The following is a 26,844-nucleotide window of genomic DNA, read 5'->3' on the forward strand; positions in this document are numbered from 1 at the left end:
TTTGAATCCCTCGCATCATCAGCTCTGACAATCGGGTGGCACGCGTCACCCGTTTTTTATTGCCCGTCCAACCCACGAATAGGTTTGACTGAGGCCCAGGCCCGGCAGGAAGGACAGTGCCAGTAAAGCGAATGAGCCGTAAAACCACATTTATGGCAGCGGTAACGCGGCTTGGTACGGATTTGCTCGCCCACCATATCACGCAGTAACAGCAAGCTCTCTTTCGCACGCCCTTCTTCGGCATCGGCTAAGTGATAATCCATCAAACGATAAAAAACACGCATAGTTGGATGACGTTGCAACTGGCGGTTGATATAGGTTTGGGCCACATCACGCCCCTCTTGCTGCTCCAGAATTTCCGCCAACATCAGCTCTGCGGTCGCACCGGTATTATCTTCGACGCAGCGTTTGAGGAAACTGGCCCAGGCTTCGGGTTGCTGTAAGTGTTGATAACAATCACTGAGCATCGGTAACGCTTCACTGACCACTTCTTTGTCTTGTTCCAGCACCCGCTCCAACGCCGCGACACCTTTCGCATACTCGCCCCTGGCAATATGGACGCGGCCTTGCATAATGGACACCCGAGCGCATTGTTTGTCGGCCGAGGCGGCTTTTTTCAACAGCCCCGTGGCCTTATCAAGATCATCACTGCCCATCGCCTGCAACGCCAGTTCGCAATAGAAATGGGCGATCTCTAAACGCTGATTCTCTTTGCCCATTTTGACCAGTTTTTCTGCCACCTCAATGGCGTTATTCCAGTCGCTGGTGGCCTGATGGATGACCAACAGTTGTTGCAATGCCCCGAGGCGGAAATCCTGCTCCTCAACCAATTGATTGAACATATCTTCCGCCCGGTCGTACAAACCGGCAGCCATATAATCGCGGCCGAGTTGCTGAATCGCCAGCAGACGTTGTTCAAAAGTTAAGGAGGCACTTTCCATTAGGGCTTGATGAATGCGGATAGCGCGGTCAACTTCACCACGAGAGCGGAACAGATTGCCTAACGTCAGATGGGCTTCAACCGTCGAACTGTCCTCTTTCAACATTTCAAGAAACAGATCAACCGCTTTATCCTGCTGATTAGATAAGAGGAAGTTAACCCCGGCCACGTATTCACGAGACAGACGGTTAGCATCCTGCTGTTTATCCTGCTGGGCGCTTCTACGCCCCATGTACCAACCGTAAGCGGCGGCAACGGGCAACAGCAGAAACAGCATTTCTAACATAGAAAATTATTCCTTGCCGACAGCCGGTGCGGACACCGTAGTGTTGGGTTCAACAGGCTGTTCAAGCTGAGATTCAAGACGTTTAATTTTCCGCTCTGCCCGGCCGAGAGAAATTCGCACCCGCAGATAAAAAAGCCCACAAATGACCCACCCCAGAACCAAACCAGCCGCAAAAAGCGTTGCCAATAACGTTGATACCCGATATTCACCCTGAGCCAATAAATAATTAAAGGTCACTACCTGATCGTTATTCGCCCCTAAAGTGACTGAAATCACGAAAATCACCAGCACTAACAAAAAAATCAGCAAATATTTCACGTTTTTTCCCAAAGGCCGAATCAACCTGATGAATTATGCCAAAAATATGGCGTCCATACTTAATAAATTAGCACTTCCTTGCCCTGCAAAGAAACCCTGCCCGCCAATAAAGCACCTAACCCCCGCCTAATCGATATTATTTTAAGCGGCGGTTCTGAGAATCAGGCTTCATTGTGCCATTTATTCAGACTCGCGTTTTTTAATCTCTTGCCGCTCCTGAGGTGGAATATTGAGCGGGCCAAACCAATGCTGCACTAACCAGCACACCACCGTGACCAGTAAACCGCTAATCAATGTGGCCGCAATCAAATCACGTGGCCAGTGCATGCCTAAAACCAACCGGCTTATCATGACACTTTGCGCCCATAACATCAGTAACATGATGGTTTTATAATGGCGACGCGGCCACAGTAATCCAACCGCCAATAGTGCCCAACTGGCCGCAAATACGGTATGACCCGAAGGGAATGCAAAGCCAGTTTCAAACTGCCAGTGGCGGCTCAACCAGGCAGGGATCAAGGTTTCGCCCTGCAACTGCTGTTTGACTAACGCACTCCGTTCTGCGCGCGATAATGAATAGAAAAAGCGATTATCAATATGATGTTCGGCTTCAAGCCACACCACAAAAGGTCGCGGTTCCTGTACCTGCTCTTTAATCAGTGATTTCACACCCTGGCCGACACCAATCACCACACCCAATATGATGAACAGCCCAATAGCCGCTTTGATACGAAAGCGCAGGCACCACAGAAACCAACTACTGAGCACTATGCTGGTGAGAATTCCCCAGGGCGCAGTCACCGTTTCTGTGGCCCAAAACAATCCTTTGAGCCAGAAATTTGCGCCTCCAGGCTGCCATTGCCAGCCTGAAAGCCAAATCACCAACGTCGGTAATAGCAAGATAAGTGTTCCGACTGCAATTCGCTGCGCTATGTTCCACATCTGGCATCCTTTTCTTTCTTTTCATTCAAAGCAATAACTAAATAATATAAGCCATACTAGCCATTTGATAACATAGATAAATTTTCCTTGTATCGTCAATATTAAGCTACTGACGATTTTCTCTTTCACTATTGATGCTTTGTTGAACAGCAGTGCGTTAAAAGTTATGGCAATATAGCTAATAATGAGTGTAGATAATTTTTTATTTAACCTTATTTAGCCAAAGGACTTGGCACTGTGGGCCGTTAGCAAGCCCCCAGCGGTATCAAGTAAGAGGCCATACATCTGGTTAAAGCGGGAATCCGGCAGTAGGATGCTCGACAACATACTTTAAGAGTCTGAAGTCATAATATGAACAGTAAGATGCAGCTAAAACGTGTAGCAGAGGCCAAATTACCTACCCCGTGGGGGGATTTCTTGATGGTCGGTTTTGAAGAACTGGCTACCGGGCATGACCATTTGGCCTTGATATTTGGTGATATTAGCGGTGATAAACCGGTGCTTTCCCGGGTTCATTCTGAATGCCTAACCGGGGATGCATTGTTTAGCCTGCGTTGCGACTGTGGTTTTCAGTTAGAAGCCGCACTCGCACACATTGCGGAAGAAGGCCGTGGCGTATTGATCTATCATCGTCAGGAAGGCAGAAACATTGGGTTGTTGAATAAAATCCGCGCTTACGCGTTGCAAGATCTGGGGGCTGACACCGTTGAAGCGAATAATCAGCTCGGTTTTGCTGCCGATGAGCGTGATTTCACGCTGTGCTCTGATATCTATAAATTGTTAGGTGTTAAAGCCGTGCGTCTGCTAACCAATAACCCCAACAAAGTGGAGATCCTTTCTGACGCCGGGATCAATATTGTAGAGCGCGTGCCATTGATTGTCGGGCAAAACCCTAAGAATGCGCAGTATATGGCAACTAAAGCGGCAAAAATGGGCCATTTGCTCTCAGAATAATCAATGGGTGGCAGCAGAAACCAATAAAAGGTGGCTTATTAACCCCCCTTTATTGGTTTACTACAGAAGTGACACCGTCACGAAAACGAGGGTTTTGGTCGCTACAGCATCTTGCGGATCACATAATGCAGAATGCCGCCGTTTTCGAAGTAGACCAATTCATTACCGGTATCAATCCGGCAATGAGTATTGACCGTTTGCTGACGACCATCGGCGTAAGTTAGGGTTACCGCAACAATCTGCCCCGGTGTCAACTGTTGTAAGCCACTGACACTAATAGATTCGTCTCCGGTCAGCCCCAAGGTCTTACGATCCACGCCGTGAGGGAACTCAAGCGGTAAAATACCCATGCCGATTAGATTCGAGCGATGAATACGTTCGAAGGATTCAGCAATAACCACTCTGACACCCAACAATCGAGGCCCTTTGGCCGCCCAGTCACGGCTGGAACCGGAACCATACTCTTTGCCGGCAATAACGGCTAACGGCACATCTTCCTGTTGGTAACGCATTGCAGCATCATAGATAGGCATCTCATTCTGAGAAGGAATATGGCGAGTCATCCCCCCCTCAATGCCGGGAACCATTTCATTACGGATACGGATATTGGCGAAAGTACCACGCATCATCACTTCATGGTTACCGCGACGCGAGCCATAGGAGTTAAACTCTTTAATCTCCACCCCGCGATCACGCAGATAACGGCCTGCCGGACTGTCCATTTTGATATTACCCGCCGGCGAAATATGGTCGGTGGTCACGGAATCGGCCAAAATAGCCAGGATTCGCGCGTGATGAATATCCTCAACCGGCTCAGGTAATGCCTGCATATCACTAAAGAAAGGCGGCAAACGGATATAGGTCGAATCTTGCTGCCAATCATAGGTTGGTGTGCTTTCGACCTCAATGCCCTGCCACTCTTCATCACCATCAAACACTGCGGCATACTCTTGGTGGAACATTTCTGTTTTAACTTCTTGAACCGCATTGGCAATCTCAAGTCCCGATGGCCAGATATCTTTCAAATAGACCGGATTACCCTGTGGATCATCGCCCAGCGCATCTCGCGTCAAATCAACATTCATATTTCCCGCCAACGCATAAGCCACCACCAGCGGCGGTGATGCCAGCCAGTTAGTTTTAACCAGCGGATGAATGCGTCCTTCAAAGTTACGGTTACCCGAAAGTACCGCGCCAACGGTTAAATCCCCTTCTTTGATGGCTTTTTCTATTGAGTCGGGTAATGGCCCGGAGTTACCAATACAAGTGGTGCAGCCGTAGCCCACCAGGTTGAAAGCCAGATTATCCAGATAAGGCGTCAATCCTGCGGCATTAAGATACTCGGTCACCACTTTAGAGCCGGGCGCTAGCGAGGTTTTCACCCAAGGCTTGGTTTTTAGCCCCTTTTCAGCCGCTTTTTTGGCTAACAGACCCGCGGCCATCAGCACACTGGGGTTGGAGGTATTGGTACATGAGGTAATAGCCGCAATCACCACCGCGCCGTGTTGTAACTCATGCGTTTTGCCATCCACAGTAAAAGTGACGTGATCAACTTTATCTTTCTTACTGTTGATTTCCAGCTCTTCAAATGCCTTGAACGCCTGCGGCACTTTAGGCAAAGCAACGCGATCCTGTGGCCGTTTCGGCCCTGCCATACTCGCCTCTACGCAGCTCAAGTCCAGAGATAACTGGCTGGTAAACCGGGGTTCATCACCCGGATTGCGCCATAAGCCTTGTGCTTTGCTATAGGTTTCGACTAAGGCAATCTGCTGATCACTGCGGCCACTTAACCGCATATAGCTCAGAGTCACGTCATCTACCGGGAAGAAACCACAGGTCGCACCAAACTCCGGCGACATATTGGCAATAGTGGCACGGTCGGCCAGCGGTAAATCTGCCAGTCCATCACCGTAAAACTCGACAAACTTACCCACCACACCGTGTTTTCTCAGCATTTGTGTCACCGTCAATACCAAGTCGGTTGCGGTGATCCCCTCGCGCATCTTGCCGGTCATTTTGAAACCAACCACATCGGGGATAAGCATTGAGATGGGCTGGCCCAGCATCGCAGCTTCAGCCTCTATCCCGCCAACGCCCCAGCCGAGTATTCCCAAGCCATTGATCATGGTGGTGTGAGAATCGGTACCCACCAGAGTATCCGGGTACGCCACCTCCTTGCCCTCTTGCTGTTCGTGCCACACCGTCTGGCCCAAATACTCCAGGTTAACCTGATGGCAAATCCCAGTACCCGGCGGCACCACCCGGAAGCGGCTGAAGGCTTTTTGCCCCCAGCGCAGGAAGGTATAGCGTTCATGGTTACGTTCCATTTCAAGCCGGACGTTTTCACCAAAAGCCGCTTTATCACCGAACTCATCAACCGTGACTGAGTGGTCAATAACCAGATCGACCGGCGAGAGCGGATTAACCTGTGCGACATCGCCCCCCAAGCGTTGTACCGCTTCACGCATGGCCGCCAGATCAACCACCGCCGGTACACCGGTGAAGTCCTGCATCAATACCCGCGCGGGCCGATAAGCGATTTCCCGATTGGCATGTCCGGTGTGCTGCCAGTCAATAATGGCTTTTAGATCAGCAAGCTGAACCTGTTCACCATCAAGGTGGCGCAGTAGATTTTCCAGCAACACTTTCAATGATTTTGGCAATCGATCAATATTACCCAACTCACTCGCCAACTGCGGCAAGCTGTAATAGTGATATTCGCGATCAAGAGTGACCAATCTGGCCATACTCGTTTTGCGTAGATCCAACGACATAGCGCCTCCATTGTTGTTATAGGTGTTCTAAATTAGTGGGTATCTCAACAGGTCTATCCCCTTGAGATTATGAGGTCTGTATTAAATATAACACAACCAAAGTTAACATTTTTGCAACAAGCGTAGTTTTGCTCATTACTTCAGGGTAAATTCCCGACGGTGTGTAACGAGGTCAATACCCTATAAAGTCCTTGGGGGAATTAAAGCAACTATCTTTGAGATATTGGCTAATATTTACGTATTATCGTGACAGGTTTAAATTTTTAATAATGTCGAAACTCTGAAGCAATGAAATAATTTCAAATGCAACAATTTACATTTTTAACGATGAATATGTCAAAACTAAAAGCGGGAATATCAGATGGATAAGATACTGTGTCAACACAATCAAGATATAACGATTATTACCATTAATAATGCGGCAAAGCGTAATTGCTTCGATAATGAAATGTCCATTGCGGTGGTCCAATTAATTCGTGAAGCAGAAAATAAAAAACAGCGCGCCATTGTGATCAACGCTAATCTGTCACAGGGGATTTTTTCAGCCGGTCATGACTTGCATGAATTAACCTCTGCGGGGGAAATTATAAATGACCCTATGTTTGAAATGTTTAAGGTTATCAGTCATTCACCATTACCCGTAATTGCCCAAGTAGAGGGGGCAGTTTATGCTGGCGCTTTACATTTATTGATGGTTTGCGACATGGTTTATGCGACAAAAGACAGTAGCCTTATAATGAGTGCTAATAAAATGGGTGTTCCTTTCTCGCTGAGTAACTATCAACATTGGCTGGCAGTCATAGGCATTCATAAAGTAAAAGAGTTATTTTTCACTGCTCATTCGATATGATGCTAATGATGCATATAACGCTGGTATATTCAATAGAGTATTTGATGATAGAACCAAACTGCAAACTCATATTGAAGAAGTTTGTATCGCTTTAGTCGACTGTTGCGCGGAGGGGATTGCAAACAGTAAATTGCAGTTAAATACTTTATCAAATAATGTCACCATAAACTATGATAAAGCCGCAGAAATAGAAATGTCCAGATACAATATAATCAACAGCCCTAACTTTAAAACGCGGGTAGACGTATTAATTTCTAAATTGGGTCATAAATAATAAGGGAATAGATTATGAGTTCTATGATTTTAAATGATGTATTAGTTATTGATTTCACTCAGGCTTTGGCTGGTCCCTATTGCACTCTGTTACTTTCGTATAATGGTGCCCGTGTAATTAAAATAGAACGCCCGGCATCAGGCGATATGCTCCGCTCAGCGGCTCCTTTCACCCCTGAGGGGCTATCTATTTTTTGGGCGTCTGTTAATTCCAACAAAGAAAGTTGCGCCTTAGACTTAAAGAATAACGATGATCTGGAGTTAATTAAAAACATCATCAGAAAAGCCGATATTTTAGTGGAGAACTTCAGGCCAGGGGTAATGGAAAAGTTAGGTCTTGGCTATGATGATGTAAAGAAAATCAACCCGACAATTATTTATACTTCAATTTCAGGCTTTGGTACAACAGGGCCGATGGCACATGAACCTGGATTTTATTTAATTGGGCAAGGCTATTCTGGCATGATGCCAATTAATGGCGATGTAGATAAAGATATGGGCCGGATTGGTTTTCCTATTGGTGATATAAGCGCAGGAATGTGGGGCTATATGTCGACGATGACCGCCTACTGTGGTCGTTTAAAAACAGGTGTTGGCGCTTATATTGATATATCGATGCTAGATGGATTATTTGCGATGATGCCTGTAGAGGTAACGGCCTACACTAAACTTAACGAACTCGGACACTATACTGGTAATATTGATCCCGCCGCGGCTCCCTTTGGAGCTATACCTACTCAAGATAGTGCTATCATTGTGGCGGTTCTGGGCGAAAAACTGTGGCTCAGCTTTTGTCAGGCAGTAGGAAAAATAGAATGGTATGACGATCCCTATTTCAAAACTGGCCCTGATAGAATCAAAAATAGAGCTGCACTACAAGCTGTTGTACAACCCTTATTCAAACAAAAAAGAACGGCAGAATGGCAAAAGATTCTTACTGATGCGGGTATTCCAAATGGTGTGATCAATGACATTAAACAGGCTTGTGAGCAACCGCAAATTGCGGCACGTAATATGTTGGTAAAAGCGGGAGACTATCTCGTGCCGGGAAATCCAATGAAAATAAGCAGTAATTTTGAAATGAAAACATTTAAAGCCCCGGAAACAATAGGCGCATCTACAGATAAAATAAGAAAAGATTTTAAATAAGTGATAAATAGGAGTGTCAGCACTCCTTCCGCAAAGCAATCTGACAAAACGGAGAATCTAGTATACTCCGCTGATAAAAACCTATAAATCTTACACACGATTATGAACAGTATGATTGAGCAAATAAATTTGGCGTGAAAGAAACTGTTACTGCTGCTGGCCATTCAGCTAAGAATGGTTAGAGCGTGGCTTAATAAATGATTGTTTTTAAAGTAGGCGAGAGTGTTCAGAGTTTTGTGTCACGTTAAAAGCTCATTACAACGTAATCACTTTATCGAGGCGGCCTTCAAAATAAATCGCCAACTGGGACAATGTCAAATTCCAGCTCTGTATCGGCATTATCCATTTACCCTGGGCATTCATCAGCCCGAGATAAAGTCACTTCAATAAACTGTTTTCATTCGGAAAAGCGCCTTTTGTTTTCGTCAGTTTCCTGAACTGACTGTGCTCTGACTCAATATCTGGTGGATAAACCTACGTTCTAATGAAATGTGAAACAGAGGGGATTGATCCCCCCTCTGTTAAGCCCAGGCTCACGGCGGAAAGTTACACATCACTTACACGCAATCTACACATAGTGAGCGAGCACGATTTCCAGGGGAAGATGTAAGCTGTTGATTTAGTTATCACTTAGTCGGCAATTTAATGTCCTTGAACATCGCCTCGATATCATCATTAGAGCGCAGCGCTACGGCTTTATCCACCACATCACGGGTTAGATGGGGGGCGAAACGCAAAATAAAGTCATACATATAACTGCGCAGGAAAGTGCTACGGCGAAAACCAATCTTTGTGGTGCTGTAGGTAAAGATATCACGCGCATCTACCGTCACCAGATCAGGGTCTTGGATGGGATCAACCGCCATGCTGGCAATAACCCCGACCCCTAAGCCCAAACGTACATAAGTCTTAATCACGTCAGCATCGGTGGCGGTAAAGACGATACGAGGCGTTAAACCGGCCCGGTTGAAGGCGGTGTCCAACTCAGAACGGCCAGTAAAGCCAAAGGTGTAAGTGACAATCGGATACGCCGCCAACTCTTCAATACTGACATGGATTTTGCCAGCCAATGGGTGATCCGGCTTAACAACTACAGCACGGTTCCAGTGGTAGCATGGCAACATAATCAAATCGTCATAAAGATGAAGGGCTTCAGTGGCAATGGCAAAGTCAGCACTGCCTTTCGACACCGCCTCCGCAATTTGCGTCGGTGATCCTTGATGCATATGCAACGAAACACGCGGGTAACGCTCAATAAAGCCTTTAATCACATTGGGCAATGCATAACGGGCCTGAGTGTGTGTGGTCGCAACATATAATGAGCCTTTATCCGGATAAGTATGTTCACCCGCAACAGCTTTGATAGCATCCACTTTTGATAAGACTTCACGGGCAATTCGGATGATTTCCAACCCTGCGGGGGTCACCTGTGTGAGATGTTTACCACTGCGGGCAAAAATCTGGATACCCAGCTCATCTTCCAGCATTCTAACCTGCTTACTGATCCCCGGCTGTGAGGTGTATAAGCCTTCGGCGGTGGATGATACGTTAAGGTTATGATTTACCACCTCAACAATATAGCGAAGCTGCTGCAATTTCATATCGATACCATCCTAGGTTGAACACTGCGGGAATACCACAGTTTGGTATATCGGTATCACCCGGTATGCCGAGAAGTTACTCACTAAAACCCGTAAACACCCTGATGTGCGGTGGTCAGTATTGACCTTATAATAACTTTAAGAGATAAAAAAATTATTTATATAACCAATATCACTATATCATTTCAATCGCGGCTGTATAGAACACGGACATAAAAATGATCACATTTTTTGATAAATGCAGCTAGCGGTCAAGAATTGTTAACTTCAACAGATTACTCAAGACTATAAAGCAGTTGAATAAATTAACCCAATAAAAAAACCAGCCATTAAGACTGGTTTTCACTTGTGCTGTTAAGCAGTATCCCCGACAACGGCCATGTTACCGCCCGACGAAGAGAGAAACTTATTTCTTCGTTTCTTTTTTTGCTTCAACCCATTTTCCATCGATATAGAATGCAGACCATCCTGTGGCCTTACCCTCTTTCTCTGATGAAACATACTGCTGTTTAGTCTTGCGGCTAAAGCGAACCATCGTTTTATTGCCGTCATTGTCTACCACTGGCGCATCAGCCAGGTAGCGTAACTTCTCAGGCAAACGATCTTTGAATCTAACCAATTCCTCAACCATTGGCGCGCGGGTTTCACGCGATTTAGGGAAGGTGTTAGCGGCCAGGAACACGCCCGCAGCCCCATCACGTAGCACGAAATAGGCATCTGATTTATCACAAGGCAATTCTGGCAACGGAACCGGGTCTTCTTTCGGCGGTGCAACTTCGCCGCTGCGCAAGATTTTACGGGTATTCTTACATTCGTCGTTGGTACAGCCCATGTACTTACCAAAGCGCCCCATTTTCAGGTGCATTTCAGAACCACATTTCTCGCACTCAACAATCGGGCCTTCATACCCTTTAATTCGGAACTCGCCCTGCTCGATTTCATAACCATCACAGGCCGGATTATTACCACAGACATGCAATTTACGCTGATTATCAATCAGATAACTGTCCATCGCAGTGCCGCACTTCTCGCAACGACGGCGGGCGCGCAAGGCGTTGGTTTCCGCATCATCGCCTTCCAGAATATTTAGAATCTCAGCGTCTGGCACCAGATTGATGGTGGTTTTGCAGCGCTCTTTCGGGGGCAGCGCATAACCGGAACATCCCAGGAACACCCCGGTACTGGCCGTGCGTATCCCCATCTGACGACCACAAGTTGGGCAATCTATACTGGTCATGACCATCTGATTCGGGCGCATCCCGCCCTCTTCAGGATCTTTCTCTGCCTTTTCAAGCTGCTCACTGAACTCAGCGAAGAAGCCATCCAGTACCGTTTTCCATTCAGCCTGATTATTGGCAACCTGATCCAGGCCACTTTCCATACGTGCGGTGAAATCGTAGTTCATCAACTCGCGGAAGTTCTCTTCCAGACGGTCGGTTACAATTTCACCCATTTTTTCAGCATAGAAACGGCGGTTCTCAACCCGGACATAGCCACGATCTTGTATCGTCGAAATGATCGACGCATAAGTAGACGGACGGCCAATACCGCGTTTTTCCAACTCTTTTACCAGCGATGCTTCACTGTAACGTGCAGGCGGCTTGGTAAAGTGCTGGCTGGGGATCAGTTTTTGTAAATCCAGATCAGTGCCAACGTCAATCACTGGCAAGGTGCGATCTTCATCGCCTTTGCGCAGTGCTGGCATCACTTTGGTCCAACCATCAAAGCGCAAAGTACGGCCTTTGGCACGCAGTTGGAAATCACCGGCTTGCACTGTCAACGTGGTGGAATCGTACTTGGCCGGTGTCATCTGACACGCGACGAACTGACGCCAAATAAGCTGATACAGCTTCTGGGCATCGGCTTCCATATCTTTTAACTGCTCCGCCAGCACACTCACATCCGACGGACGGATAGCTTCATGGGCTTCCTGAGAATTCTCTTTGCTACTGTACTGATTCGGCGCGGATGGCAGGTATTTGTCACCAAAGTTATCACCGATATAACCGCGCACCATCGTCAGTGCATCCTGACTTAAATTGGTGGAATCGGTACGCATATAGGTGATATGACCCGCTTCATACAAGCGCTGCGCCATCATCATGGTTTTCTTCACCCCAAAGCTCAGGCGAGTACTGGCCGCCTGCTGCAAGGTAGAGGTGATAAACGGCGCACCCGGCTTACTGCTGGTCGGTTTGTCTTCACGATCCAGCACGTTATAGCGGGCGTTTTCCAATAATTTCAGTGCGGCATGGGTCTGCTCACGGTTAACCGGTTTAAACGGCTTATTGTGCGCATGGGTAACTTCCATTTGTATCGGAACGTCGCCTTTTGCCAGCAGGTCAGCATGTAACTCCCAGTACTCTTCTGGGACAAACGCTTTAATATCTCGTTCACGATCGACGACCAAACGCACAGCCACTGACTGAACGCGCCCGGCAGACAAGCCTCGGGCAATCTTTTTCCACAGCAGCGGAGAAACCATATACCCCACAACCCGGTCCATAAAGCGACGGGCTTGCTGGGCGTTAACCCGATTAATGTTCAATTCACCCGGTTGATTAAATGCCTGTTGGATAGCATTTTTCGTGATTTCGTTAAACACCACTCGACTAAAACGCTTATCGTCACCACCAATCACTTCCCGCAAATGCCAGGCGATAGCCTCTCCTTCGCGGTCAAGGTCGGTTGCGAGATAGATGTGGTCAGCGTTTTCGGCTAATGCTTTCAGCTCGGCAACCACTTTCTCTTTACCGGGCAAAATTTCATATTGCGCTTTCCAGCCATGATAAGGATCGACGCCCATACGGTTCACTAAAGCAACCTTTTCGTCTTTCTTCACTTTTACTTTGGGCTTCTCGGCTTTCTTGGCTTTATCTTCAGTTGAGTCAGCGCTCTTTTTACTGGCTGAGCCACTGGTCGGCAAATCACGAATGTGACCGACACTGGACTTAACCACAAAGTCATTCCCTAAGTATTTATTAATAGTTTTGGCTTTTGCCGGGGACTCAACTATTACGAGAGCTTTACCCATAATTACCTTTTACCTAAATTATTTCTTCTAAAAGAAGGTTTTTATCTTGCCATACCGCGGCATTCTGTATCTCTTTATTTATATTGCGGTAGTTTCACAGGAGATCAACCTGTTTTTTTGATCGGAGCCATAATAATGCAATCCGACGCTCATCTGGCGACCCTGTAAAATGTTTGCTCGCGCCCAAAGCTTTAGCAGTAAACTCTGCTCAATAGCGTCAACAAAACCTTCCACCTAATAGTCTAAAATCCCACACTGTACCTGATAAAAAGCGACACGCAACCTAATTAGCACGGAATCCGAATTTATCCAATAACGGCGATGGAACCACCCAACGCACGAATAAACCTTAGCCGGTTTGCGCACAAATGCTAACCCGCAGTACAATAGTCTGAGAAATTTCACTGTGGTGAGGAGATATAATGAACGCAAACACAACGCCGATCGAACGTAATAAACTCTTGGCGGAAGCCAATAACATTATTCGTCAGCATGAAGATTATCTGCACGGTATGCTGGCGACAGAAGTTGAGCAAAAAGGCCCGGTGTTGGTATTTCGCGGAGAGTTCTTCCTGGATGAGGATGGTTTACCGACAACAAAAACAACCGCGGTATTTAACATGTTCAAACATTTGGCTCACGTATTGTCAGCAAAATATCATCTAGTCGATTAATCGCCGGTTATTTTCATTTTGCCGCACCTTATTTTTGCGGTTGAGTCACCGTTTATTTTTATAAAAATAAACAGGGGGCTGCAAGCCCCCTGTTGTTACTTAGCCAAATCGTTTCATAAACTTATAATAAGGGTTTCTCACCGCGTTGCCACCAGCGCAATAGCAGGCGATCAGCGCTTTCTGCTGCACTACCGGTAAAGCGATCCATCAGGCGTTTGCGACGCGAATAACGGACACCAATAACCTCGTGATTATCCATTTCTGCAATTAATAGATCATCGCTGGTGCCAATGGCATCAACCAACCCTTTTTCTTTTGCTTGTGTACCAAACCAATGCTCACCTGTCGCCACCGCATCAATATCTAATGAAGGCCGCTGCTGCTGCACGAACTGTTTGAATAACAGATGGGTTTCATTTAGATCTTCGCGGAATTTTTCACGCCCCTGTTCGGTATTTTCGCCAAACAGAGTCAGGGTGCGTTTAAATTCACCGGCGGTATGCAATTCAACATCAATATCGTTCTTTTTCAGTAAACGGTGAAAGTTGGGAATCTGCGCCACAACACCAATCGAACCGATAATGGCAAAAGGCGCACTGATTATGCGATCCGCCACACAAGCCATCATGTAACCGCCACTGGCAGCCACTTTATCTACTGCAACCGTCAGACGGATACCTTTGTGACGTAAACGTTCCAATTGCGAGGCCGCCAAGCCATAACCGTGTACCACGCCGCCCGGACTTTCCAATCTCAGCAACACTTCATCTTGCGCAGTGGCCACCGCCAGCACCGCAGAAATCTCTTCGCGTAGCGAAGTCACTTCATGCGCGTCAATACTACCTTTAAAATCAATCACGTAGAGACAAGGTTTAACCGCTGCGATGGCACCGGCCTTGGCACGCTGTTTTTTCAGTTTTTGATCGGATTTCTGCTGTTTTTTAAACTCTTTGCTCCAGACTTTTTGCTCGGCAGACCCCATCCGAGCCAGGCGCATTTCGCGCTGCATTTCCTTATATTGCTCACCCAAATCAACCAGATTCAACTCTCCCCGCTGCCCTTGCTTTCTCATTCCTTGACTGACGATCAGTAGCACCACCGCACCAATCGCTACCACAATGGTCACGACTTTGGCCAGAAACAGCCCATACAGAGAAATTAACTCCACAAATACCGCCTTTCTTTAATATGTTTTTAGAGAGATACCCGCATTCTAGCGAACCCGCAGGCTGGCGTCTTGCGCAAATGAAAAATTGCATTGGTTTCGCTTAAATATAAGAATGTAAGAGATTTCGCGGTATGCCGGGGTAACATCCCCGCCGCCTGTAAGAGGAATAATTATGCATTACCAACCTAAACATGACTTGCTTGATCAGCGCATTATTTTAGTCACTGGCGCAGGTGATGGCATTGGACGCGAAGCGGCAGTGACATACGCCCGTTTTGGTGCCCGTTTAATCTTAGTTGGCCGCACTGAAAGTAAGTTGATTGCGGTGCAACAGCAGATAGCGGATGCCGGTGGGTCTGCCGCCATCGTATTACCACTGGATTTGTCACATGCGACACCACAGAGTTGCCAGCAACTGGCTGACACACTGAACGCGCAGATTCCGTGTCTGGACGGCGTATTACATAATGCCGGTTTATTGGGCGATATCGTGCCAATGGCAGAGCAGAATATCGCCGTGTGGCAACAGGTAATGCAGGTGAATGTTAATGCAACTTTCATGCTTACTCAAGCGCCATTGCCACTATTACTGAAATCCCATGATGCCTCATTGGTTTTCACCAGCTCCAGTGTGGGTCGGCAGGGGCGCTCTGGCTGGGGCGCGTATGCGGTATCTAAATTTGCCACTGAAGGCATGATGCAGGTATTGGCTGAAGAGTATAAACAGAGTAATTTGCGGGTTAATTGTATCAATCCGGGCGGCACGCGCACCCAGATGCGCGCCAGTGCTTTTCCAGATGAAGCCTCCGATAAATTGAAAACACCGGCGGATATTATGCCGTTGTATCTTTACCTGATGGGCGATGATAGCCGCAGAAAAACCGGTATTAGCTTCGATGCACAACCTGGCCGCAAAGCCGGCCCCGCCGAATAAAAGGAATATCATTATGTCTGAAGACCGACACCAGCAGCGCCAACAAAAGATAAAAGAAAAGGTTGAATCGCGGGTTGCCGCCGCTCAAGAGATCCGCGGTATTTTGATTGTGTTTACCGGTAACGGCAAAGGTAAAACGACGGCGGCGTTTGGTACGGTTACGCGCGCGGTAGGTCATGGCCTTAACGCTGGCGTGATACAATTTATAAAAGGGGAATGGCCGAACGGCGAAAAGAATTTGCTTGAGCAGCATGGCGTTGAATTTCAAGTGATGGCAACCGGTTTCACATGGAATACCCAAAATAGAGAAACCGATACTGCGGCTTGTCAGGGCGTTTGGCAGCACGCCTTGCGAATGCTGGCCGATCCGACACTGGATTTAGTGGTATTGGATGAGTTGACCTACATGGTCGCTTACGACTACCTGCCACTGGAGGACGTACTCACTGCGCTCAAACAGCGCCCTGCTCATCAAACCGTCATTATTACTGGCCGTGGTTGCCATCGTGACCTGCTGGAGATGGCCGATACCGTCAGCGAATTACGCCCGGTCAAACATGCCTTTGATGCGGGGATTAAGGCCCAACAAGGTATTGATTGGTAAAAGATGTGTGGTGAGATAGAGGCATTAGATAAGTCATATTGCCGCAGTCACAAAACTGCGGCAATAGAGTTGAGAGCGGTAACTCTGCGCACTCATCACGCGTTAGCCCGATGGCTTACCCGCGCTTATTCGTGCCGCGACGACCCGCAGTGGCTGCCGGCACTGCATTACCTGTATTTTGGCGAGTTGAGCCTTTACGTGCTGAACCCTGGCGGCCAGCAACCTGACGCCCCGCGACTTCAGTATGGCGTTTGACTGCACGGCGGATTTGATTAGCTTTAACCCGACGGCGGTCTTTCTCAACCGGCAATTTACTGACGGTTTCGGAATCCATTTCGACTAATTGACGCAAGTAGTTGGTCGCTTTCAGATCCAGCTCAGTCCAGCCGCCACGAGGCAGACCTTTTGGCAGATTGATATCGCCATAACGCACACGAATCAAACGGCTAACCTGCACGCCGACCGCTTCCCACAAACGACGAACTTCACGGTTACGCCCTTCGGTCAATGTGACGTTATACCACTGGTTAATCCCTTCGCCACCCTGGAAACTGATGGTACGAAAAGCCGCAGGGCCATCTTCCAATTGCACACCACGGCTGAGCTGTTTGATTTTTTCGTCATCAATCAGGCCAAATACGCGCACGGCATATTCACGCTCAACTTCACGGCTCGGGTGCATCAGGCGGTTAGCCAGTTCGCCGTCAGTCGTGAACAGTAATAAACCAGAGGTGTTCACATCCAAACGACCTACCGCGACCCAACGTGAGCCACGCAGTTTAGGCAAACGATCAAATACTGTCGGACGCCCCTCAGGATCATTACGGGTACAAAGTTCGCCTTCCGGTTTGTAATACGCCAAAACGCGGCAAACCGTCTCTTCAGACTCTTTAATAGAAAGAAGGTGACCATCCAGGCGGATTTTAGTGGCCTGAGTCACCTCAACACGATCGCCCAGTGTAGATATTTTGCCATCTACACTGACGCGGCCCTGCTGGATAATAGTTTCGATTTCCCGACGTGAACCGTGACCTGCTCGCGCCAAGACTTTTTGTAATTTTTCACCCACAACTTTTGTTTTATCACCCACAGCCCGGTCGCCCTGTGATTTAGGGCTTTGTGGCTTTGCGTTCGGTAACTGTTGGTTTTCTGACTTCTCGCTCATTGAGCAACCTCTAATGTCGCCTTCACAGGCGTCGTGTTATATATTGTAATCAATAAGTTAAGCTCACAATCAAGCAAAACTCACTGATTGTAATACATTTTGGAACGCAGCATGGCGCGCAGATAACGGCGCAAAAAAACCACACGCTGGTTCGTGACCGCACATATTACACTAATTTCACGATCAGGGTTTCAAAAACTATCCCGGCCGATGACTCAATAGACGTCATTGAAAACCAGTGTGTATAAAGAACAATGCCCTCTCCTGCGTGACTCAATACCTTCGCGTTCAATTCATTACAACAATTGCAGGTTCTGGTCAGTAACGGTTAGCGAAAGGGTGTTGCATCCCCAGCACCTTCACGGATAACCTCTGGAGAGGACTCAGTCAGGTCAATAACGGTGGTCGGCTGCTGGCCCAGCGAGCCGCCGTGAATGATCAAATCGACCAATTTACCCAGATGATCTTTGATCTCTTCCGGATCAGATTCGGCGAAATCATTACCCGGCAGTATCAATGTGGTAGACATCAGTGGCTCACCTAATACATCCAGCAATGCCAGCGCGATAGGATTTGAAGGCACGCGCAAACCAATGGTTTTACGTTTGTCATTCATCAAGCGCCGAGGCACTTCTTTGGTTGCCTTTAAAATAAAGGTGTAATTGCCCGGCGTGTTATTTTTGATCAGACGAAAAGCGGAGTTATCAACATAGGCATACGTCGATAGCTCAGACAAATCACGACATACCAAGGTGAAGTTGTGATTGCCATCGAACTGACGAATACGACAGATACGTTCCATTGCAGATTTATCTTCCAGACGGCAGCCAAGGGCATAACCAGAATCTGTCGGATAAACAACCACCCCCCCTTTACGCAAAACATCAACGCTCTGGTTAATTAAGCGTGGTTGTGGATTTTCCGGGTGAATATAAAAGAATTGACTCATTACTCTACCTCATCATTCAACGTGTGATCGGTATTGGCAGGCACTGTAGGCCAATCTCGCCATACCGGTTCCACCCCTGCGGGCAGCCACAATTTGCGGCCCAATTCAATCCAGGAACACGGTTGATGGAAATCAGACCCCTGGGATGCAAGTAACTTATAATCGCGTGCGTACTGCGCAAGTTGCGCCCGTTCATGGGGCGCTTGCTGGCATTGTGCGACTTCCATTGCGTCGCCGCCTTGTTCAGCAAAATGCGCTAATAACCGTTTTAGCCATTTGGCGGTTAAATCATAGCGCGCAGGGTGTGCCAGCACCGCTTGACCACCAGATTGCTGAATGGCATCAATGGCTTGTTCTATTGTACACCACTGCGCGGGGACATAACCGGTCTTGCCTTTAGCTAAATACTTTTTAAAAACCTGCCCAACATTGCCGGCTAACCCTAATTCCACCAAATAACGAGCAAAATGGCCGCGAGTAACCTGACCGCCTTCAGCCAAGCGATTCGCGCCCTCCCAGGCATCAGGAATTCGTGCTTTTGCCAAACGAGCGCCTATCTCTTGCGCTCTTATATAGCGGTGGTTTGACTGTTCACGCAGCAATTTGACGATGCTGGCATGGTGAACATCAATACCCAGCCCCACAATATGGATTTCGTGGTTTTCCCATAATGTGGAAATTTCCACACCCGAGATAAGTTGCAACGGTAATTGGTGCTGCTCAATCGTGGCGGCAGCCTCGGCCAGGCCCGCAGTGGTGTCATGATCGGTAATCGCTAGCACCCCAACACGCATCGAGGCTGCCCGCAGCACCAGCGCGGAGGGCGCTAAGGAACCATCGGATGCCGTAGTGTGGCTATGCAAATCATAAATCGTAAAAGCAGTAGAAGGGAACGAGCTATCAACGACATCTGCTTTATCAGGTACAGTGGTATTATTCATCACGACTGGCTTATCTATCAAAATGGATTAACCAAAACAAAAATTCAGAAAAACGTAGCTGACTATCATACCCGTTTATCCCCCAGTGACGTTAATCAAACTTCCTCATCACGGCCACGTATCAAAACAAGTGATATTAAAAACAATTAATCAACTGTTGACATTCATCTCATGAACTAGTTTACTAGTACACAAGACATCGCGGTGATGCCAAGACACACGGCTGCACCAATAGGCCAAATGCAATCATAGAGAATAGTGACTGATAATGAAAACTTCCCTGATTTCCTTACTGCGTTGGTGGCACATCTCCCTCTTTTGGGCGATGTAATCACGCATATCAGTCATCAGACAGTGCAGATTGCTTCAGCCCGCGAATAGCGGGCTTTTTTATGGACAGATTTTCAGCGTAACCTTTTTTCAGATCAATTTTTCAGGATGACTACATGATGCCAACATCGCGCCCTAGTTTGCAGTTACTGACAGCCACAGCTTGTTACCGCAATGATCCGACAGCATTGTTTCATCAATTATGTGGGGCGCGACCGGCAACGCTGTTACTCGAATCTGCCGAAGTGACCAGTAAAGAGAATTTGAAAAGCCTGCTTATCATTGATAGCGCCCTGCGTATCACCGCGCTGGGGCAGCAAGTCACGGTCGAAGCCCTGACCCGCAACGGCGCATCGTTATTGCCACTGTTAGATGCCGCCTTGCCAGCCGATGTTAAGATTCAGGTGCGGCCAAATAGCCGCGAGTTAATCTTCCCGGTGATCAATGAGGTACAAGATGAAGATACCCGTTTACAGGCTCTCTCGGTTTTTGATGCGCTGCGTTTACTCCTGACGCTGGTTGATGCTCCAGTTGCCGAGCGGGAAGCGATGTTTGTTGGTGGTTTGTTCGCTTACGATCTGGTTGCCGGTTTCGAGAATTTACCGCCACTGCGCCAAGACCAACGTTGCCCGGACTTCTGCTTCTATTTAGCCGAAACCTTGCTGGTGCTGGATCATCAACATCGCGATACCCGCTTGCAAGCCAGCCTGTTTACTCCGGATGAACATGAGCATCAACGCCTGAGCGCACGACTGGCGCAGCTTGCTCACCAACTGCAACAACCCCCACAGCCCATACCGGCAACATCCGTTCCTGAAATGACGTTACAGTGTAACCAATCGGATGAAGAATACGGCCAGGTTGTCAGTCAATTACAGTTGGCAATCCGTGCAGGCGAGATCTTTCAGGTGGTGCCTTCCCGCCGTTTCTCACTGCCTTGCCCATCACCACTGGCGGCTTACCAGACCCTAAAAGACAGCAACCCTAGCCCCTATATGTTCTTTATGCAGGACAATGAATTTTCGCTGTTCGGGGCGTCACCTGAAAGTGCGCTGAAATATGATGCCAGCAATCGCCAGATTGAAATCTACCCCATCGCCGGTACTCGTCCGCGTGGCCGCCGTGCTAATGGTGAGTTGGACCGCGATTTAGACAGCCGTATCGAACTGGAGATGCGCACCGACCATAAAGAGCTGGCGGAACATTTGATGTTAGTGGATTTAGCACGTAATGATCTGGCCCGTATCTGCGAACCAGGTAGCCGCTATGTAGCTGATTTAACAAAAGTTGATCGTTACTCCTTTGTCATGCATCTGGTTTCCCGCGTCATTGGCACGCTGAGACTCGATCTGGACGTGCTACACGCTTATCAGGCTTGCATGAATATGGGCACATTAAGCGGTGCGCCCAAAGTTCGCGCCATGCAACTGATTGCGGGCAGCGAAGGTACACGTCGAGGCAGCTACGGGGGAGCCGTGGGCTACTTCACCGCTCACGGTGACTTGGATACCTGCATTGTTATCCGCTCGGCTTATGTCGAAGACGGGATAGCCACAGTACAAGCAGGTGCCGGCGTGGTTCTCGATTCAATTCCACAGGCGGAAGCCGACGAAACCCGCAATAAAGCCCGTGCCGTACTACGCGCGATTGCCACCGCACACCACGCCAGGGAGATCTTCTGATGGCCGATATCCTGTTACTCGATAACGTTGATTCCTTTACTTACAACCTGGTAGACCAACTGCGATCCAGTGGCCATCGGGTGGTAATTTACCGCAACCAGATTGCGGCCGATACCCTCATCGAACGCTTGGGGCAGCTTGAAAAACCGGTACTGATGCTCTCCCCCGGCCCCGGCACACCGGCGCAGGCAGGGTGTATGCCTGAATTGCTGCAACGCCTGCGCGGTCAGCTACCTATCATTGGCATTTGCCTCGGTCATCAGGCAATTGTGGAGGCTTATGGCGGCCATGTCGGTCAGGCCGGTGAAATCCTGCATGGCAAGGCTTCGGCCATTGAACATGACGGGCTGGGGATGTTTGCCGGAATGCCCAACCCATTACCGGTTGCCCGCTATCACTCATTGGTCGGCAGCAATATCCCAACAGAATTAACCGTTAACGCCCGTTTTGGCGAGATGGTCATGGCGGTTCGCCATGATGACCACCGGGTTTGTGGTTACCAATTCCACCCGGAATCGATTTTAACGGCCCACGGTGCCCGTTTGCTGGAGCAAACACTGGCCTGGGCGCTATGCCCTGCCACGCCACGTTCTTTGGGTCGGTCGTAAATAAGGAATACCAAATGCACGCGTTATTAGAAAAACTGTTCCGGGCTGAATCCTTAACCCAGGCTGAAAGCCAGCACCTGTTTGCAGCTATCGTGCGTGGTGAGCTGGAACCCAGCCAACTGGCGGCGGTACTGATCAGCATGAAAGTCCGTGGTGAAACACCGGCTGAGATAGCCGGTGCAGCGCAGGCATTGCTGGCAGATGCGCAACCTTTCCCACGCCCTGACTATCGCTTCGCCGATATTGTCGGTACTGGCGGTGACGGCACAAACAGCATTAATATCTCCACTGCCAGCGCCTTTGTGGCAGCCAGTTGTGGGGTAAAAGTGGCTAAACACGGCAACCGCAGTGTGTCCAGCCGTTCCGGTTCATCAGATCTGCTGGCGGCATTCGGTATCCGCCTTGATATGAGTGCCGAGCAGTCTCGATTAGCATTGGATGAGTTAGGGGTGTGCTTCCTGTTTGCGCCGCAGTATCACCCCGGTTTTCGCCATGCAATGCAAGTGCGTCAACAACTGAAAACCCGCACGTTGTTTAATGTGCTGGGACCGTTAATTAACCCGGCACGCCCACCTTTGGCGCTGATTGGCGTTTATAGCCCCGAACTGGTATTGCCGATTGCACAAACGCTGAAAACGCTGGGTTATCAACGCGCGGCGGTGGTTCACGGCGGCGGAATGGATGAGGTTGCTATCCACGCACCGACCTCTGTGGCTGAACTGAATAATGGCGATATTGAAAGCTATCAACTGACACCGGCAGATTTCGGCTTGAACAGCCACCCGCTAGGCGCTCTGCAAGGTGGCGCGCCAGAAGAAAATCGTGACATTTTAGCCCGCTTGTTACAAGGTAAAGGTGAGCCAGCACATGCCGCTGCGGTGGCGGCAAACGTCGCGCTATTACTGAAATTACACGGGCAAGAAAACCTGCGCCACAACGCGCAGCAGGCTTTGGAAATGATACATAGCGGCCAGCCGTTCGAACGTGTTACCGCTTTGGCAGCAAGAGGATAAGTCATGCAGGAAAGCCGTATTAACAAAACCGTGCTCCACGACATCGTACGCGATAAGGAAATCTGGGTTGCCGCGCGGAAATTACAACAGCCTCTGGCCAGTTTTCAAAACGATATCACCCTGAGTCAGCGTGATTTTTACCACGCACTGCAAGGCAGTAAGACCGTTTTTATTCTGGAATGCAAAAAGGCATCGCCGTCTAAAGGCGTAATACGCGAGAACTTTAACCCGGCAGAGATAGCCGCGGTATATCAGCACTACGCTTCGGCTATCTCCGTGTTAACTGACGAGAAATATTTCCAGGGCAGCTTCGATTTCTTGCCGCAGGTTAGTGCCGTCGTGACGCAGCCGGTATTATGCAAAGATTTTATTATTGATGCCTATCAAATTCATCTGGCCCGTTTTTATCAGGCGGATGCCATTTTGCTGATGCTATCGGTGCTGGACGATGACACCTACCACCAGCTCGCTGCGGTGGCGCATAGCCTGAATATGGGGGTGCTAACCGAGGCCAGTAACAGCGAAGAGCTGGATCGCGCCATTGCGTTGGGGGCCAAGGTGGTTGGCATCAATAACCGTGACCTGCGTGATCTCTCTATCGATCTGAACCGCACTCGCGAGCTGGCTCCTCGCCTGCCAAAAGGCGTGACGGTGATCAGCGAGTCCGGTATCTCTCATTACCAGCAGGTGCGTAAACTGAGCCACTTCGCCAACGGATTTTTGATTGGCAGTGCCTTGATGTCTGAACCCGACCTAAACGCCGCCGTGCGCCGCGTATTGCTGGGTGAAAATAAAGTCTGCGGACTGACGCGTGCTCAGGATGCAGCGGCGGCATATAACGCAGGTGCAATATTCGGCGGATTGATTTTTGTCGGCAGTTCGCCGCGCTATGTCGATATTGCCAAGGCACGTAGCGTCATTAGCGGTGCGCCATTGAAGTATGTTGGCGTGTTCCGCGATGCCAAAATTGAAACGGTGCAACAAACCGCACAGCGCCTGTCGCTGGCGGCAATACAGCTACATGGGCAAGAGGATCAGAATTATATCAATCAGTTGCGTGCCATACTGCCCGCGACTTGCCAAATTTGGAAGGCGCTGCGGGTTGACGACACCGTACCGCAGCGCGATTTGCAGCATGTTGAACGCTATGTTTTGGACAGTGGCAACGGGGGCACGGGGCAACGTTTTGACTGGTCACTGCTGGCCGGTCAACCGCTGGATAATGTGCTGCTGGCCGGTGGGTTAGCTGCCGACAACTGTTGTGCCGCCGCTCAACTGGGCTGCGCCGGTCTTGATTTCAACTCCGGTGTAGAAAGCGCACCGGGCATCAAAGATCCGCAACTGATCGCGGCGGTGTTCCAGACATTACGCGCGTATTGATCGTTGATTTTAATGCTAATTTAATTTACGAATACACTTTGGTAAATCCATAGGACAGAAAAATGACCACACTTAATCCTTATTTTGGCGAGTTCGGTGGCATGTATGTGCCGCAGATTTTGATGCCAGCATTAAAGCAACTGGAAGAGGCTTTTGTCAGTGCGCAACTGGACCCAGAGTTTCAAGCCACATTTCAAGATTTGTTGAAAAACTATGCCGGACGCCCGACCGCGCTAACCTTATGCCAGAATTTGACTAAAGGAACCAAGACCAAGTTATACCTGAAACGTGAAGATCTGCTGCACGGTGGCGCGCACAAAACCAATCAGGTTTTGGGGCAGGCTTTATTAGCCAAACGTATGGGTAAGACCGAAATCATTGCTGAAACCGGGGCCGGACAACACGGCGTGGCATCAGCTCTGGCTTGTGCTCTGTTGGGTTTAAAATGTCGCATTTATATGGGTGCCAAAGATATTGAGCGCCAATCCCCGAACGTCTTTCGGATGCGTTTAATGGGGGCGGAAGTGATCCCGGTACACAGTGGTTCATCCACCCTGAAAGATGCCTGTAATGAAGCGCTGCGTGACTGGTCAGGCAGCTATGAAACCGCCCACTATATGCTGGGCACTGCCGCTGGCCCACACCCTTACCCGACGATTGTGCGTGAATTCCAGCGCATGATTGGCGAAGAAACCAAAGCACAGATTCTCGCCCGAGAAGGCCGCCTGCCCGATGCGGTGCTGGCATGTGTTGGGGGGGGTTCTAACGCGATTGGCATGTTCGCCGATTTTATTGATGAACCGGGTGTTGGCCTGATTGGGGTTGAGCCGGCGGGGTTGGGTATCGAAACCGGTCAACATGGTGCGCCACTCAAACACGGTAAAGTGGGCATCTATTTCGGTATGAAATCACCGATGATGCAAACCAGCGACGGGCAAATCGAAGAGTCTTACTCTATCTCCGCCGGGTTGGATTTCCCGTCAGTGGGGCCACAGCACGCTTATCTGAACAGTATCGGGCGAGCTGATTATGTGTCAGTAACCGATGACGAAGCACTGGACGCCTTTAAAGCATTGTCATGCAATGAAGGCATTATTCCTGCATTGGAATCCGCCCATGCGCTGGCTCATGCACTGAAAATGATTAAAGCGTCGCCGGAAAAAGAGCAATTACTGGTGGTTAACTTATCCGGTCGCGGTGATAAAGATATCTTCACCGTTCACGATATTCTGAAAGCACGGGGAGAGATTTAATGTCGCGTTATCAGCAATTATTCCAACAACTGGCGGCAAAAAAAGAAGGCGCATTTGTCCCTTTCGTACAACTCGGTGATCCGACACCAGCCCTATCATTGCAGATTATCGATACACTGATTGCGGCGGGAGCCGATGCATTGGAGCTGGGAATTCCGTTCTCTGACCCATTAGCAGATGGCCCTACCATTCAAAATGCCGCATTGCGGGCTTTTGCGGCGGGCGTTACGCCAGGTATCTGTTTTGAAATGCTGGGGGAGATCCGTAAAAAACATCCGACCATCCCGATTGGCCTGTTGATGTATGCAAATCTGGTATTCCACAACGGGATTGATAACTTCTACCAACGCTGTGCGGAAGTCGGTGTCGATTCTGTCTTGATTGCTGACGTGCCGTTTGAAGAATCCGCCCCCTTCCGTGCTGCCGCAACGCGCCACGGGGTAGCGCCCATCTTCATCTGCCCGCCCAATGCCGACGATGAATTGCTGCGCGAGATTGCATCGCATGGCCGTGGCTATACCTACCTGCTGTCTCGGGCCGGGGTAACGGGTGCTGAAAATCACGGCCATTTGCCGCTAAACCATTTGGTAGATAAATTGCGTGAATATCATGCTGCGCCTGCACTACAAGGCTTCGGTATTTCAGAGCCTGCACAAGTAAAAACCAGCTTAGCCGCCGGTGCTGCGGGCGTGATTTCCGGCTCCGCAATTGTAAAAATCATCGAGAATAATGTCACACAGCCGATGGTGATGTTGGATCAACTGAACCGTTTTGTGTCTGAAATGAAAGCAGCCACCCGCAGCTAGTATTTTAACAACATCAGCGCCTGATTTGCTGACACAAAACAGGCGCTATATTGATGTTTTTAAGTCTCTTCCCTGCCCCACTTCTGCTGTAAATTTGAATAAAAGCCGTTCATAACCAATAATTGTGTAACACACTAAGCATTTCTTTACATTTAAGATGCTATGAGTGATCAGTAGGCTATCTAAAAGTATGAGTTAATAGCACTTTCAACGCAT

At 48.8% G+C, this 26,844-nt stretch carries 21 protein-coding genes, 3 pseudogenes and 1 other annotated feature; of the genes and pseudogenes, 12 read left to right on the top strand and 12 right to left on the bottom strand.

What is annotated here, in order from left to right:
* Nucleotides 1-56: 56 nt before the first annotated feature.
* The 3 genes from lapB to pgpB all read right to left on the bottom strand — a co-directional run bounded on the left by lapB (nt 57) and on the right by pgpB (nt 2,486).
* Nucleotides 57-1,226 (bottom strand): lipopolysaccharide assembly protein LapB, encoded by a 1,170-nt coding sequence (gene lapB, locus AT01_RS02370; protein WP_004699231.1) that lies wholly within the window; start codon nt 1,224-1,226, stop codon nt 57-59.
* A gap of 6 nt (nt 1,227-1,232) precedes the next feature.
* Nucleotides 1,233-1,544 carry a LapA family protein gene (locus tag AT01_RS02375; protein WP_042545933.1) on the bottom strand — a complete coding sequence of 104 codons (312 nt, stop codon included), beginning with the start codon at nt 1,542-1,544 and terminating at the stop codon, nt 1,233-1,235.
* 180 nt (nt 1,545-1,724) lie between these two features.
* Nucleotides 1,725-2,486: a phosphatidylglycerophosphatase B gene (pgpB, locus tag AT01_RS02380; RefSeq protein ID WP_042545934.1), complete on the bottom strand. Its 762-nt coding sequence runs from the start codon at nt 2,484-2,486 to the stop codon at nt 1,725-1,727.
* Nucleotides 2,487-2,849: 363 nt separating this feature from the next.
* Here pgpB and ribA point away from each other — a divergent pair, with 363 nt between their 5' ends.
* Entirely contained in the window at nt 2,850-3,440 is a 591-nt protein-coding gene (ribA, locus tag AT01_RS02385; RefSeq protein ID WP_042548459.1) for a GTP cyclohydrolase II, read from the top strand.
* Nucleotides 3,441-3,541: 101 nt separating this feature from the next.
* Here the strand turns inward: ribA and acnA are convergent, their stop codons facing one another.
* Nucleotides 3,542-6,214 carry an aconitate hydratase AcnA gene (gene acnA / locus AT01_RS02390; RefSeq protein ID WP_042545935.1) on the bottom strand — a complete coding sequence of 891 codons (2,673 nt, stop codon included), beginning with the start codon at nt 6,212-6,214 and terminating at the stop codon, nt 3,542-3,544.
* Nucleotides 6,215-6,575: 361 nt separating this feature from the next.
* Here acnA and AT01_RS02395 point away from each other — a divergent pair, with 361 nt between their 5' ends.
* Nucleotides 6,576-7,064 carry an enoyl-CoA hydratase-related protein gene (locus AT01_RS02395; protein WP_042545936.1) on the top strand — a complete coding sequence of 163 codons (489 nt, stop codon included), beginning with the start codon at nt 6,576-6,578 and terminating at the stop codon, nt 7,062-7,064.
* A 288-nt stretch (nt 7,065-7,352) separates the two neighbouring features.
* The gene (locus AT01_RS02400) at nt 7,353-8,486 is read left to right on the top strand and encodes a CaiB/BaiF CoA transferase family protein (RefSeq protein WP_042545937.1); all 1,134 of its coding nucleotides are present in this window, start codon (nt 7,353-7,355) and stop codon (nt 8,484-8,486) included.
* Between the two features lie 255 nt (nt 8,487-8,741).
* Here the strand turns inward: AT01_RS02400 and AT01_RS20470 are convergent.
* The 4 genes and pseudogenes from AT01_RS20470 to AT01_RS22545 form a co-directional block, all read right to left on the bottom strand.
* Nucleotides 8,742-8,945: pseudogene (locus AT01_RS20470) on the bottom strand (IS256 family transposase); the annotation flags it as partial.
* Between the two features lie 167 nt (nt 8,946-9,112).
* Nucleotides 9,113-10,087, bottom strand: coding sequence for an HTH-type transcriptional regulator CysB (cysB, locus tag AT01_RS02410; protein WP_042545938.1), 975 nt, complete (start codon nt 10,085-10,087; stop codon nt 9,113-9,115).
* Between the two features lie 406 nt (nt 10,088-10,493).
* Nucleotides 10,494-13,121 carry a type I DNA topoisomerase gene (topA, locus tag AT01_RS02415; RefSeq protein ID WP_042545939.1) on the bottom strand — a complete coding sequence of 876 codons (2,628 nt, stop codon included), beginning with the start codon at nt 13,119-13,121 and terminating at the stop codon, nt 10,494-10,496.
* 237 nt (nt 13,122-13,358) lie between these two features.
* Nucleotides 13,359-13,559, bottom strand: a pseudogene (locus tag AT01_RS22545) (hypothetical protein); the annotation flags it as partial.
* Here AT01_RS22545 and AT01_RS02420 point away from each other — a divergent pair.
* Nucleotides 13,544-13,795: a YciN family protein gene (locus AT01_RS02420; protein ID WP_042545940.1), complete on the top strand. Its 252-nt coding sequence runs from the start codon at nt 13,544-13,546 to the stop codon at nt 13,793-13,795. The pseudogene AT01_RS22545 and the gene AT01_RS02420 overlap by 16 nt on opposite strands.
* Before the next feature lie 121 nt (nt 13,796-13,916).
* Here AT01_RS02420 and sohB read toward each other — a convergent pair whose 3' ends face one another.
* Nucleotides 13,917-14,963 (bottom strand): protease SohB, encoded by a 1,047-nt coding sequence (sohB, locus tag AT01_RS02425; protein ID WP_042545941.1) that lies wholly within the window; start codon nt 14,961-14,963, stop codon nt 13,917-13,919.
* Nucleotides 14,964-15,135: 172 nt separating this feature from the next.
* On the opposite strand from sohB, the gene AT01_RS02430 reads away from it, so the two are divergent.
* The gene (locus AT01_RS02430; protein ID WP_042545942.1) at nt 15,136-15,897 is read left to right on the top strand and encodes a YciK family oxidoreductase; all 762 of its coding nucleotides are present in this window, start codon (nt 15,136-15,138) and stop codon (nt 15,895-15,897) included.
* Between the two features lie 13 nt (nt 15,898-15,910).
* Entirely contained in the window at nt 15,911-16,501 is a 591-nt protein-coding gene (gene cobO / locus AT01_RS02435) for a cob(I)yrinic acid a,c-diamide adenosyltransferase (RefSeq protein ID WP_042545943.1), read from the top strand.
* Nucleotides 16,502-16,616: 115 nt separating this feature from the next.
* Here cobO and rluB read toward each other — a convergent pair whose 3' ends face one another.
* The 3 genes from rluB to rnm all read right to left on the bottom strand — a co-directional run bounded on the left by rluB (nt 16,617) and on the right by rnm (nt 19,556).
* Entirely contained in the window at nt 16,617-17,666 is a 1,050-nt protein-coding gene (gene rluB / locus AT01_RS02440; RefSeq protein WP_042545944.1) for a 23S rRNA pseudouridine(2605) synthase RluB, read from the bottom strand.
* A 328-nt stretch (nt 17,667-17,994) separates the two neighbouring features.
* On the bottom strand, nt 17,995-18,615 hold the full coding sequence (locus AT01_RS02445) for an L-threonylcarbamoyladenylate synthase (RefSeq protein WP_042545945.1): 621 nt from the start codon (nt 18,613-18,615) through the stop codon (nt 17,995-17,997).
* Nucleotides 18,615-19,556, bottom strand: coding sequence for an RNase RNM (gene rnm, locus AT01_RS02450; RefSeq protein WP_042545946.1), 942 nt, complete (start codon nt 19,554-19,556; stop codon nt 18,615-18,617). The genes AT01_RS02445 and rnm overlap by 1 nt, the downstream gene beginning before the upstream one ends.
* Nucleotides 19,557-19,824: 268 nt before the next feature.
* Between rnm and trpL the strand changes: the two genes are divergently transcribed.
* The 6 genes and pseudogenes from trpL to trpA all read left to right on the top strand — a co-directional run bounded on the left by trpL (nt 19,825) and on the right by trpA (nt 26,628).
* A complete protein-coding gene (gene trpL, locus AT01_RS21530; RefSeq protein WP_144404964.1) occupies nt 19,825-19,887 on the top strand; it encodes a trp operon leader peptide in 63 nt (20 codons plus the stop codon).
* Nucleotides 19,849-19,950, top strand: a sequence feature (Trp leader region). (Overlaps the previous gene by 39 nt.)
* Nucleotides 19,951-20,005: 55 nt before the next feature.
* Nucleotides 20,006-21,568, top strand: a complete 1,563-nt coding sequence (locus AT01_RS02455; protein WP_042548460.1) for an anthranilate synthase component 1 — start codon at nt 20,006-20,008, stop codon at nt 21,566-21,568.
* A pseudogene (trpD, locus tag AT01_RS22155) lies at nt 21,568-23,189 on the top strand (bifunctional anthranilate synthase glutamate amidotransferase component TrpG/anthranilate phosphoribosyltransferase TrpD). The gene AT01_RS02455 and the pseudogene trpD overlap by 1 nt, the downstream one beginning before the upstream one ends.
* 3 nt (nt 23,190-23,192) lie before the next feature.
* Entirely contained in the window at nt 23,193-24,569 is a 1,377-nt protein-coding gene (trpCF, locus tag AT01_RS02470; RefSeq protein ID WP_052489932.1) for a bifunctional indole-3-glycerol-phosphate synthase TrpC/phosphoribosylanthranilate isomerase TrpF, read from the top strand.
* 62 nt (nt 24,570-24,631) lie between these two features.
* A complete protein-coding gene (gene trpB, locus AT01_RS02475) occupies nt 24,632-25,822 on the top strand; it encodes a tryptophan synthase subunit beta (RefSeq protein ID WP_042545949.1) in 1,191 nt (396 codons plus the stop codon).
* Entirely contained in the window at nt 25,822-26,628 is an 807-nt protein-coding gene (gene trpA / locus AT01_RS02480) for a tryptophan synthase subunit alpha (protein WP_042545950.1), read from the top strand. The genes trpB and trpA overlap by 1 nt, the downstream gene beginning before the upstream one ends.
* Nucleotides 26,629-26,844 lie beyond the last annotated feature (216 nt).

This window comes from Yersinia aldovae 670-83, assembly GCF_000834395.1.
Lineage (GTDB): Bacteria > Pseudomonadota > Gammaproteobacteria > Enterobacterales > Enterobacteriaceae > Yersinia > Yersinia aldovae.